Source organism: Pigmentiphaga sp. H8 (assembly GCF_003854895.1).
GTDB lineage: Bacteria > Pseudomonadota > Gammaproteobacteria > Burkholderiales > Burkholderiaceae_B > Pigmentiphaga.
Genome location: NZ_CP033966.1, coordinates 1 through 11,811, shown reverse-complemented (window position 1 = coordinate 11,811; position 11,811 = coordinate 1). Strand labels below are relative to the sequence as shown.

10 protein-coding genes are annotated in these 11,811 nt (G+C 64.6%); 2 read left to right on the top strand and 8 right to left on the bottom strand.

All coding sequences use genetic code 11. The features are described 5' to 3' along the window. Positions 1–27 precede the first annotated feature (27 nt). Complete coding sequence (locus EGT29_RS00050) at positions 28–303, top strand: DUF2164 domain-containing protein (RefSeq protein ID WP_124687102.1); 276 nt, start codon at positions 28–30, stop codon at positions 301–303. Between the two features lie 10 nt (positions 304–313). Here EGT29_RS00050 and EGT29_RS00045 read toward each other — a convergent pair whose 3' ends face one another. The 3 genes from EGT29_RS00045 to EGT29_RS00035 all read right to left on the bottom strand — a co-directional run bounded on the left by EGT29_RS00045 (position 314) and on the right by EGT29_RS00035 (position 3,101). Further along, entirely contained in the window at positions 314–565 is a 252-nt protein-coding gene (locus tag EGT29_RS00045; protein WP_124687101.1) for a hypothetical protein, read from the bottom strand. Between the two features lie 96 nt (positions 566–661). Continuing rightward, positions 662–2,107, bottom strand: coding sequence for a sulfatase-like hydrolase/transferase (locus tag EGT29_RS00040; RefSeq protein WP_124687100.1), 1,446 nt, complete (start codon positions 2,105–2,107; stop codon positions 662–664). 1 nt (position 2,108) lies between these two features. After that, on the bottom strand, positions 2,109–3,101 hold the full coding sequence (locus EGT29_RS00035; protein WP_238160243.1) for a tripartite tricarboxylate transporter substrate binding protein: 993 nt from the start codon (positions 3,099–3,101) through the stop codon (positions 2,109–2,111). Between the two features lie 133 nt (positions 3,102–3,234). On the opposite strand from EGT29_RS00035, the gene EGT29_RS00030 reads away from it, so the two are divergent. After that, positions 3,235–4,170 carry a LysR family transcriptional regulator gene (locus EGT29_RS00030; RefSeq protein WP_124687099.1) on the top strand — a complete coding sequence of 312 codons (936 nt, stop codon included), beginning with the start codon at positions 3,235–3,237 and terminating at the stop codon, positions 4,168–4,170. A gap of 105 nt (positions 4,171–4,275) precedes the next feature. On the opposite strand, the gene EGT29_RS00025 is transcribed toward EGT29_RS00030, so the two are convergent. The 5 genes from EGT29_RS00025 to dnaA all read right to left on the bottom strand — a co-directional run bounded on the left by EGT29_RS00025 (position 4,276) and on the right by dnaA (position 11,762). Next, entirely contained in the window at positions 4,276–4,773 is a 498-nt protein-coding gene (locus EGT29_RS00025) for a DUF4411 family protein (protein WP_124687098.1), read from the bottom strand. Further along, positions 4,773–5,894 carry an ImmA/IrrE family metallo-endopeptidase gene (locus tag EGT29_RS00020; protein WP_238160242.1) on the bottom strand — a complete coding sequence of 374 codons (1,122 nt, stop codon included), beginning with the start codon at positions 5,892–5,894 and terminating at the stop codon, positions 4,773–4,775. The genes EGT29_RS00025 and EGT29_RS00020 overlap by 1 nt, the downstream gene beginning before the upstream one ends. A 280-nt stretch (positions 5,895–6,174) precedes the next feature. Then, positions 6,175–8,625, bottom strand: a complete 2,451-nt coding sequence (gene gyrB / locus EGT29_RS00015) for a DNA topoisomerase (ATP-hydrolyzing) subunit B (RefSeq protein WP_124692151.1) — start codon at positions 8,623–8,625, stop codon at positions 6,175–6,177. 268 nt (positions 8,626–8,893) lie between these two features. After that, on the bottom strand, positions 8,894–10,000 hold the full coding sequence (dnaN, locus tag EGT29_RS00010; RefSeq protein WP_087839045.1) for a DNA polymerase III subunit beta: 1,107 nt from the start codon (positions 9,998–10,000) through the stop codon (positions 8,894–8,896). A 241-nt stretch (positions 10,001–10,241) separates the two neighbouring features. Further along, positions 10,242–11,762 (bottom strand): chromosomal replication initiator protein DnaA, encoded by a 1,521-nt coding sequence (gene dnaA, locus EGT29_RS00005; protein ID WP_124687096.1) that lies wholly within the window; start codon positions 11,760–11,762, stop codon positions 10,242–10,244. Positions 11,763–11,811: the final 49 nt, after the last annotated feature.

The window sequence follows — 11,811 nt, the reverse complement described above, 5'->3', positions numbered from 1 at the left end:
CCCGGCATCCCTCGCCAGAAAGCCGACATGACCATCGAACTCGACAAGCAAGTCCGGACCACTGCCATCGCCTCGATCCAGCGCTACTTCGACCAGAACATGGAGGAGCCCATCGGCAACGTCGCCGCCGGCGGGCTGCTCGCCTTCTTCGTCGAAGAGATCGGGCCCGCGATCTACAACCAGGCGGTCGCGGACGTGCAGGAGCGGTTGCAGGTACGCCTGTCGGAGATCGACCTCGAGGTCCACGAGGAAGAGTTCGCCTACTGGCGCAAGTACGACCAGGCGGGCAAGGGGCGCCGCTAGCGCTCGCGCCTTACCCGCGGCGCGCCCACCACCACAGCCCCCAGGCCGCCAGCGCCGGGATGCCGAACAGCGCCACGTGGATGGGCAGTTCTTCGGCCAGGGTATAGCCGTGGGACAAGCCGGTACGCAGGTTCCAGGCCGATACGCCCAGCCAGGCCAGCGTAAAGAGGCTCGCGGTCCGGGTGCGATGCGGCAAGGGGGCCAGGCGCAGCAGCGCGATGGCCAGGATCAGTCCGACGGCGATGAGGATCAGGGTGCGCATGGGGGCCTCGATTGGGGTAACGCCAGCATAAGGCAAGCCAGGCGCCGGATAAACCCCGCCTTGCTGGATGGACTGTCCGGAAGGGCGACCCTGTCTTCAGGCGAACTTCGCGTCCACGCCCGGCGCCGGCGTGGCACCGAATCCTCCGCGCCGCACCACCGCTTCGCGGCCGCCGTGGGCTTCGATCAACGCATGCTGGTCGGCCTTGGCGATGCGATCCTGCGCCTCGGGATCGACGATCCGCCGCAGCGCCGCGGTCAGTTCGTCCACCACATGCGCATGCCGCCCGCCCGGGACGAGATCGATCCGCTCCTCGGGATCCGCGACCAGGTCGAACAACTGGGGTGCCATGTCCACGTAATGGATCAGCTTCCACCGGTCCTGCCGCAGCATGTAGGCGCCGGTGGCCGCGCCCGCCGCATGGTATTCCGAGAACACCGGGCGCGCCGGATCGTCCGGCGCCCGCGCCAGGTCGACCAGGGACCGGCCCGGCAGGTCGGCGGGCGCCTCCACGCCCATCCAGGCCAGCAGCGTGGCGCCCACGTCCACCAGCGACACGTGCGTGCCGACGATGTTGCGCGTCGAGCGGCCCGGCGCCCGCAGCAGCATGGGCACCCGCGCCGCTTCCTCGTACAGCGTGGACTTGCCCCACAGGGCCCGCGCGCCCATGTTGTCGCCATGGTCGCTGGTGTAGATGACCAGCGCCTCGTCGGCCAGCCCCGATTCCTCGATGGCCTGGCAGATCTGCGCGAAGTGCCAGTCCATGAACGAGCACAGCCCGCCGTAGCTCAGCAGGGCGCGGCGCCGCAGCTCGTCGTCGAAGAAGCTGTCGTGCGGAAAGCAGGTCCGCAGCGCGGCGATCCAGGGATGGTCCACCCGGTCGGCCGCCCGCGAAAGCTTGGGCAGCGGGATGTCGTCCAGCCGGTAGGCCGAGGCGAACGCTTCCGGGGCGATCAGCGGGAAATGGGGCGCCACGAACGAAGCGAACAGGACCCAGCCGTCATCCCGCGCATGCTCGCGTATCCATTTCGTCGATGCCTGCGCGATGGCCCGGTCATAGCGGGTATAGCTGCTTTCGCCGATGCCGATCTCCTCGGCCAGCGCGCGCGTCTTGTGCCGCACCGGCAGCGGATCGCGCACCGCGCCCAGCAGGTCCCCCACGCCGTTCACCACGTGCATGGGCAGGATCTGGCGGGTGAAGCCGGTGTCGTCGGTCTCGTTGCGAAAGTGCAGTTTGCCGATGGACGTCACGTCCACGCCGGCATCGCGCAATCTGTGGGTCCAGCCCGGCTGCTGGCCGGTGTAGGGCAGGGCGTTGTCCCAGTTGCGCGTCTCGTGGGTGTAGCGGCCCGTGGTGAACGAGGCGCGCGCGGGGATGCAGATGGGGGAATTGGTATAGGCCGACGCGAACCGGGTGTTGGCGGCCGCGAAGCGGTCCAGGTGCGGCGTGCGGATCCACGGATGGCCCGCGCACGACAGCGCGGCCCCCGAATGTTCGTCGGACATGACGACGATGGCGATACGGCGGGATCCCTGCTTCATCTCATGTCTCCTGCAACCCGCGTTCCTTGACGATCGTGCGCCACCGGGTCAGGTCGGCGACGACGTAGGCGGAGAAATCCTGCTGCGACATGGGCATGACGCGTATGCCCTCGCCGGCGAGCTTGTCCGCGGTTTCCTTGCGGCCCAGCACCTGGGCCACGGCGGCCGACAGGTCCCGCACCACGGCCGGCGGCAGATGAGCCGGTCCCATGATGCCCACCCACTGCACGGCCTCGAAATGGGGAATGCCGATTTCCTTCAGCGTGCGCACCTCGGGCAAGAGCGGATGGCGGTCCGGTCCGGTCACCGCCAGCGCGCGCAGCTTGCCCGCGCGGATGTAGGGCAGCACGCCCGCCAGGCCCGGCATCGCATATTGCACCTGGCCCGCCACCATGTCGTTGATGCCCGGCGCGATGCCGCGATAGGGCACGTGCAGGACGGACGTGTTCGTGGCCAGTTTCAGCCCCTCGAACACCAGATGGGTGATCGTGCCCACGCCGGCCGAGGCATAGCTCGCCTTGCCCGGGTGCGCCCGCACCTCGGCCAGGAAATCCTCGAAGCTGGCGGGTCCCGAGGGCTGGGCGACCAGCACGTTGGGCGCGCCGCCTATCATCGCGATGTGCGTGAAATCGCGGATCGGGTCATAGGGCACCTTGCGCAGCGCCGGCAGCGTGCCGTGAGTGCTGACGTAGCCGATCATCAAGTTGTAGCCGTCGGGCTCGGCCCGCGCCGTGGCCTGGCTGGCGATCTGCCCGCCCGCCCCGCCCTGGTTCTCGACCACCCACGGCTGCTTCATGCCCCGCGACAACTGGTCCGCCACGACGCGCGCGATCATGTCCGTGCCGCCGCCCGCGCTGACCGGCACCAGCAGGCGCACCGGACGCGAGGGATAGGACTGCGCCAGCGCGCAGGCCGGCACCAGCCCGGCCACCGCGGCGGATCGGGCGGCCATGGCCAGGACGCGGCGCCGGCCCGGATCGGTATGTTGAGTCATCTCCTCCTCCCTCCGCGGCCTGACATGCCTCGGGTTGCCGGGCAGTCTACTCAGCGCGTCAAGGGCGCGGAAGTACAATTCCTTTAGAACTTTTCTCAAAAAAATAGATAGCGGCCGGGCCTGGAGACGCTGCGTGGCACTCAATCTCGATCATCTGCGCGCGTTCCTGGTGGTGGTGGAAGAAGGCAGCATCAATCGCGCGGCCGCCCGCCTGCTGCGCGCGCAGCCCGCCGTGGGCCGGCAGATCCGGCTGCTGGAGGAATCGCTGGGCACGCCGCTGCTGGAACGCTCGTCCAGCGGCGTGCAGCCCACCAACGCGGGCGAACAGCTCATCGCCCATGCGCGGCGCATCTTCCGCGACGTGGCCGAGGCCGAAGCCGCCATGGCGCGCGTCGCCACGGAACCGGCCGGCGACCTGATCGTGGCCATTCCGACATCACTGGCCGACCAGCTCGGCCCCGTCCTGTTCGGCGCCATGCGCGACCGCCACCCGCGGGTGCGGTTGACGCTATTGGAAGGGGACAGCCATGCCATCACCAAATGGATGGCGGGCAACGAGGCCGACATAGGCGTGCTGCCCGAAGGCAGCTCGGACACCAGCCTGCATGCGGTCGAGTGCGGAAAGCAAGTGTTCTGCTTCTGCGGTCCTGCGGACGCGTTCCCGGTGCTGCCGGCGTCCATGCCGCTGGGGGATGCCTTGTCCTATCCGCTGGCCCTGTCCATCCCGCCGAACCGGCTGCGGCGGCTGGTCGACAGCGCCGCGGCCAGCCTGGGCCGCGAGGTGCGCCCCGTGCTGAACGCCAGTTCCAGCCCCTTGATTACCGCGCTGATGCGGCAGGGCGAGCTTTATACGATCCGGCCCCGCATCGGGCCGGCGCCGGCCGTGGTGGACGGCATCGCCTTCATCCCCATTGCGGAACCGGCCATCCAGCGCGGCATCAGCATCGTATGGAGCACCGCGCGGCCCTTGAGCCCGGCGGGAGAGGCGGCGCGCGCCACGCTGGAGGAATTGCTGCGCGGCATGGACGGCGCGCGGGCGCCGGGTTTCGGCTCAGCCCCGATGGCATGAAGGGTGAGAACCGGAGGTACTACAGATGAGAACATCAGTCACGATTGATGGACTTTCCGGTGGAACACCGCATATCTCTCTTAGATTTTTGTCCGGTGCCTAGCCTCAAGTTGGCGTTGGACCCAAGACGAACCGAGCCTGCTCCCTGCGCAACATTTGGTAGGGAGACATGAAGTCCACCCCTAGTCCAATGCATACATTAGGAATCTTGATTTTCTTGGCGGATGCTGACGCCACTTCGTGCGTCACCAGCGTATGAGGGCCGGTCAACGCAGCTGCAACCAACCAGAAGTCCGCTACCTGCATAAAGGTATTCACAGCCGCAGGCTCATACCCTTGTTGGACTACCCATGCGCTTACGTGCTGGGCGGCAGTGAGCACAGCAGCGTCTGGGGCCGTGAAGAATCCGTCCTCCCTACCCAGGGCCCACTCGGCCAATTCGTCCCCGCCACCAGTCAGTTCATCACCCACTTGGCGAATGCTGCGGAGCCGTCCGGCATCATATGTTTGGTCAAGCCAAGACCAAAATGCGGGGCAAAAGTCGAACCCGTACTGTAGATTCTTGGCCTGAATGAAGACGTTGGCATCCAGCAGGTAGGCCATCAGGTCGGAAATCCCAGTATTCGACCTAACTCGTTGAACGTGCCCGACTTTGCGATGCCAAGCATGCGAAATGCATCCCGGTACAAAGTTCGCCCTTCAAGAGTGCTTGCGACCAAGGACTGAGCAAATCGCTTGCTAACGCGAGCGACAGTGGTTCGATAGAAATCGCCTCCTCCTGCATTGCGCGCAGCCAAATTCTTCAAACGAGCCTCTTCATCCCGATAAGCCCCCCAGAACGCTGCTCTATCGAGATACCCCACGTCCAACATTCGTCGCAAGAGCACCAAGGTGCTGACCTTGAAATGTCGTGCCAGACGCTTCAATGCTGCATCCAGCACTTCATCGGCGCGAAGCGCATGAAGGAAACCCGCCTGAGGAACGAGCAGTTCGGCCGCCACCTGGTTGCACCACACCTCCACAGCATAGTCAGAAACTTCCGACATCCGAACATCCGACAAAGCCGACTGCCCCAGCCACAAATGCGCAAGCTCGTGCGCCAACGTAAACATCTGGGCAGCCTTGCTATCCGCCCCGTTGATGAACACCAAGGGTGCCAGCTTATCCGCAAGGGCAAAACCTCTGAACTCACGGGGGTCCAGCTGCCGGGTGTTGTTGTTCATCACCACCCCACTGACCATCACCATCACGCCCGCTTGCTCCGCCTGCGCAATGAACAGGCGCAATGCCTCAGCCCACGTCGGACATTCAGAACGAGCCTCCACGCTGAACCCGAGCACCTCGCGGATTCGTTGCGCCACTTCCATCGGCGGCGTCTCCATCGTCACGCTAGCGACGAAGGGTAGTGGTTCCTCGCCGTTAACCAGAGCTTCGTCCCGATACCAAGTTTGTCGTGTTTGACAGGTGAAAATCACATCCAGTAGATCGGCAGTCAGGCGTGGCGAATCTCGACCCATTGTCCGAAAATCGGGAATCGGCAAGTCCTCTCGCGGAGGCTCGGGAAGGAAGAAATACCCCAACGGCGCGTGCGTAGCCTGCGCGAACTGTTCGAGTTGGCGCAAAGTGGGCTGGATAGCGCCGGACTCCCACTCCATAAGACGAGGAAAACGCGTCAGCAACACAGCCTCATCCATCTGGGCGCGCTGGCGAGCCCAGATGAACATGATTGGTTGTATGGAGACGCGAGTCATGGTTGGAGTTTATATCGCAGCAATGTTTCGCACATCAACTGGCTGGTCACTGCGGGAGCAATATGGGTGCTACGGCGCTCGCATCGGAAAACATGCCGTCCATGTCGGCCGTGGGTTGTAGATGGTACGCACCACGGCCTCGCCAGCGCTGAAAAGGAGTTTTCTGAAAACGAAACACAAAAACGAACGACCACCAGAGGTGGCCGTTGAATTGTCTTACTGGACGGTCGATGCGCCGCAAGGCAGCCCTGACTCAGACGTCAATATTCCCCGCCATCAGCGCATGTGTCTCGATGAACGCGCGGCGCGGCTCGACGTGGTCGCCCATCAGCGTCGTGAAGATCTCGTCCGCCGAAATCGCGTCCTCGATCTGCACCCGCAGCAGGCGGCGCACGGTGGGATCCATGGTGGTCTCCCACAGCTGTCCGGGGTTCATCTCGCCCAGGCCCTTGTAGCGCTGCTTGGACAGCGAGCGCTCGGCTTCGGCGCGCATCCATTGCATGGCTTCGCGGAAGTCGGCCACCGGCAGTTCCTTGCGCTTGTCGCCTTCGCCGCGCTCGATCTTCGCGCCCGGGCCGATCAGGCCCTGGAAGGTCTGGGCGGCGTTGCGCAGCACGCTGTAGTCCGGGCCTTCGACGAAATGCGGGTCGATCACGCTGACGCGGATGTTGCCGTGGTGGTTGCGATGGATCTCCAGCTTGGACTGCTGGGTTTCCTCGTCTACGGAAACCTTGACCTGCACCACGCCGGGCATGGACGGGTCTTCCAGCTCGGCCTGCAGGCGCTGGCGCGACAGCTCGGCCTGGTCCACGGAAGACAGGTCCGCCTCGAAGCCGCGCACGATGGCCGACAGCGTGGCAAGGTCCACGAAGCGCGACAGGCGCTCGATCACGGTATCGGCCAGGTTGTACTGGCGCGCCAGTTCCTTCAACGCGTCGCCGGTGATGGGCTGGGCGTCGGCCGACGGGATCAGGCGGGCATCCTTGAGCGACAGCTCCAGCATGAAGGCGGCTTCTTCGGCGTCGTCCTTCAGGTAGCGTTCGTCGCGGCCGACCTTGACCTTGTACAGCGGCGGCTGGGCGATGTAGACGTAACCGTGCTCGATCAGCTGCGGCATCTGGCGGTAGAACAGCGTCAGCAGCAGCGTGCGGATGTGCGCGCCGTCCACGTCCGCGTCGGTCATGATGATGATGCGGTGGTAGCGCAGCTTGTCGATGTTGAAGTCGGGACCGATGCTGGTGCCCAGCGCGGTGATCAGCGTGGTGATCTGCTCGCTGCTGATCAGCTTGTCGAAACGTGCCTTCTCGACGTTCAGCACCTTGCCGCGCAGCGGCAGGATGGCCTGGAACTTGCGGTCGCGGCCCTGCTTGGCCGAGCCGCCGGCGGAGTCGCCCTCGACAATGTAGATCTCGGACTTGGACGGATCCTTTTCCTGGCAGTCGGCCAGCTTGCCGGGCAGCCCCGCGCCTTCCAGCACGCCCTTGCGGCGCGTCATCTCGCGCGCCTTGCGCGCGGCCTCGCGGGCGCGGGCGGCCTCGACGATCTTGCCGCACAGGGCCTTGGCGTCGATGGGGTTCTCGAGCAGCCAGCTTTCCAGGCTGCGCGCCACGGCGTCCTCGACCGAGGGGCGCACTTCGCTGGAGACCAGCTTGTCCTTGGTCTGGCTGCTGAACTTGGGCTCGGGCACCTTCACCGACAGCACGCAGGTCAGGCCCTCGCGCATGTCGTCGCCGGTGGTCTCGACCTTGGCCTTCTTGGCCAGTTCGTTTTCGTCGATGTACTTGTTGATGATGCGGGTCATCGCCGCGCGCAGGCCGGTCAGGTGCGTGCCGCCGTCGCGCTGCGGGATGTTGTTGGTGAAGCACAGCACGCTTTCGGTGTAGCTGTCGTTCCACTGCATGGCCACTTCCACGCCCACTGGCACACCCCCGGCCGACGACTCGGTGGCCACCGCGAAAACGTTGGGATGCAGCACGGTCTTGGCGCGGTTGATGTACTCGACGAAGCCCTTGACGCCGCCGCTGAAGGCGAAGTCCTCTTCCTTGCCCTGGCGCTCGTCCACCAGCTTGATGCGCACGCCGTTGTTCAGGAACGAGAGCTCGCGCAGCCGCTTGGACAGGATCTCGTAGTGGTATTCGATGTTGGCGAAGATCTGCGAGTCCGCCAGGTACTGCACCCGGGTGCCACGCTTGTCGGTCTTGCCGCTGACCTTCAGCGGCTCGACGCGTTCGCCGCGGCGGAACTCCATCTGGTGCAGCTCGCCGTTGCGCCGGATGCTGAGACGGAGCCATTCGGACAGCGCGTTCACGCAGGACACGCCCACGCCGTGCAGGCCGCCCGAGACCTTGTACGAGTTCTGGTCGAACTTGCCGCCCGCGTGCAGCTCGGTCATGACGATTTCCGCGGCGCTGCGCTGGAATTCGTCGTCCTTGTGCACGGCGGTCGGAATGCCCCGGCCGTTGTCGGACACCGAGATGGAGTTGTCGGCATGGATCGTGACGATGATCTCGTCGCAATAGCCGGCCAGCGCTTCGTCGATGGCGTTGTCCACGACCTCGAACACCATGTGGTGCAGGCCTGTCCCATCGGACGTATCGCCGATGTACATGCCCGGCCGCTTGCGCACGGCCTCCAGCCCCTTCAGCATCTTGATGGAGTCGGCGCCGTAGCTGTCCGACGAACCGGACGCCGGGCTCGCGGCCATCGCATTGCCAGCAAGAGTGCTATCGATCTCGCCCGTATCGGGCGCGGTATTCTGTTCGGTCATGAGTATGCAACCATCCACACTGCGCGGGCACGACTTCCGCCCTGCAGGAAAAAACTAAAAAAGAACAATCCACCCCATCCGGGGCAACGCCGGCACCGGCGCAACAAACCAAGCCCCTTCCCCCCAGACCCGGGATGCGGTGGATCCGGCTCCGCCGGTCCACCCGCATCGCCCCTGGGGGCGCGCGTAAGCGCGTAGGGGGGGCCTATATCCGCATAGGCATCACGACATACTTGAAGTCCGTGTCGTCGGGCAAGGTGATCAGCGCCGAGGAGTTGGCGTCGCCCACGCTCCACTGCACCGTCTCGGCCTTCAGGTTGCCCAGCACGTCCAGCAGGTAGCTGACGTTGAAACCGATGTCCAGGGGCTCGAAGCCGAAGTCGATCTCGAGTTCTTCCTGGGCTTCTTCCTGTTCCGCGTTGCTGGCGGAAATCTTCAGCACATGATCGGCCATCTGCATCCGTACGCCCTTGAACTTGTCGGTGGTCAGGATGGCGGCGCGCTGCAGGCTGCGCTGCAGGGCTTCGCGGGCGATCGGGAAATGCTTGGTGTAGCCGTTCGGGATCACGCGCTGGTAGTCGGGGAATTTGCCCTCGACCAGCTTGGAGATCAGCTCGACGTCGCCGAAGCGGAAACGGATCTGGTTGGCCGCCACCGAGATCTCGATGGGCTCCTCGCTGTCGTCCAGCAGGCGCAGCAGTTCCAGCACCGTCTTGCGCGGCACGATCACTTCCTGCTTGGGCGCATCGGCATCGATGGCAACCGCGCAATAGGCCAGGCGGTGGCCGTCGGTGGCGACGCAGCGCACGTTGTTGCCGTCCAGGACCAACAGCATGCCGTTCAGGTAGTAGCGGATGTCCTGCTGCGCCATCGCGAAGTGCACCATGTTCATCAGGTGCTTGAACGACTTCTGCGTCATGGTCAGCGAGGCGTTCCACGAGGCCGGCTGGGCCACGGTGGGAAATTCCTCGGCCGCCAGGGTCTGCAGCGCGAAGCGGCTCTTGCCGGACTGGACCGACAGCTTCTTGTTGGCCAGCGAAAGGGACACGTCGCCGGTATCGGGAAGGGCGCGCAGGATGTCGAGCAGCTTGCGGGCTGCCACCGTGGTGGACTCAGACGCATCACCCACGCCGAAATCGGCATGGGTGGTGATCTGAACCTCGATGTCGGTGGACACGAACGACACGCGGCTGCCTTCCTTGCGCAACAGGATGTTGGCCAGGATGGGCAGGGTGTGCCGCCGTTCCACGATGCCTGAAACGGTCGCGAGCGGCTTCAGCAATGCATCGCGTGAGGCTTTGACCAATTGCATATCCAATCCTTCTTTGGGTTGGTAGTTAATAGGACCCTGTGAACAACTGGAATTTCTTCAAAAAACTATTATAAATCAAGAACTTGTCCAGTTTTTAGCGAGTGGGGAACTGGCCTGGAGGATAGCGCACAACCATGAACAACTTTCGATCGAAAAAAGCGGCGTCGGGTTGTCCAGACATGCTCCACGGTTTTTCCACAGTCAAACTCACAGGGTCCCGGATAGGGTTCGTCGCGGTTCGTCATCCTTTCAGGGTTTGCTCGAGCACGTGCAGCGAATGGTTCAACTCCGCCTGCTTGGCCCGGGATTCCGATATCTTGCGTACCGCGTGCAGCACCGTGGTGTGGTCGCGGCCCCCGAACAGTTCGCCGATCTCCGGCAAGCTTTTCTGGGTGAGTTCCTTCGCCAGGTACATGGCGATCTGCCGCGGCAGGGCGATGTTGGCGGGCCGCCGCTTGGAATACATGTCGGCGACCTTGATCTTGTAGAAGTCCGCCACCGTCTTCTGGATGTTCTCGACGGTGATCTGGCCGTTGGACACGGACAGCAGGTCCTTCAGGGCGTCCTTGCAGACGTCTACGGTAATGGCGCGGCCGTGGAACTTGGCGTAGGCCAGGACCTTGCGCAGCGCGCCTTCCAGCTCGCGCACGTTGCTGCGCAGATGCTTGGCGATGAAGAAGGCCACTTCCTCGGGCAGGTGCACGCCCTCGGTTTCCGCCTTCTTCAGCAGGATCGCGACCCGCATTTCCAGCTCGGGCGGCTCGATGGCGCAGGTCAGGCCCGAATCGAAGCGCGAGATGAGCCGGTCGTCGATGCCGGACAATTCCTTCGGATAGGTGTCGCTGGTGATGATGATCTGCTTGCGCAGCGCCACCAGGGCCTCGAAGGCGTAGAAGAATTCTTCCTGCGTGCGGTTCTTGCCCGAGAAGAACTGGATGTCGTCGATCAGCAGCAGGTCCAGCGAATGGTAGTAGCGCTTGAAATCGTCGAAGGCCTTGCGCTGGTAGGACTTGACCACGTCGGACACGAACTGCTCGGCATGGATGTAGCGGACCCGCGCGGCGGCGTTCTCGGCCATCATGGAATTGCCGATGGCATGGATGAGGTGGGTCTTGCCCAGCCCCACGCCGCCATACAGGAACAGCGGGTTGTACGAGGTGCCGGGGTTTTCGGCCACCTGCAGCGCGGCGGCGCGGGCCAGCTGGTTGGCCTTGCCGGTAACGAAGTTCTCGAAGGTGAGCTCGACGTTCAGGCGCGACCGTTCGTAGATGCCCGTGGCTTCGCTGGCCTCGGCCTTGGCCGGCGCGGCGCGCTGCGCGGGACGGGGCGATTCGACCGCCCGCTGGGCCGCCCGGGCGGCGGCGGAATTGACCGCGGCGACCGGGTCGCCGGGAAAACCCAGCGGAACCTGGGAAGCCGGACGCGGCGCGGCATGGCCGTTGCCGGCGTGGCCGTTCCCGTTGGCGGCCATGGGGGCGGGGCTGGGCGCCGGCGGGCGCAGCGGGGCCACCATGCGGGGGGCATCCAGTTCGAACTTGACTTGCACGGGACGCTGGAACCACTGCGCCGCCAGAGATTCGATACGGCCGGAAAAATTGCTGCGCACCCAGTCGAGCTTGAAACGATTGGGCGCCGCGACCCGCAGCACCGCCTCGGCTTCATCGAAGGCGAGCGGGACAAGGGGACGTATCCAGGCGCTGTACTGCTGAGGAGTGAGTTCCTGCTCTAGCGTCTGGGCGCAGGTTTGCCAAAAATCTTCCATGAATCTCGCTAATAGGACCGGTGCGCCCACGCAGGACAGGGGGCGCGAA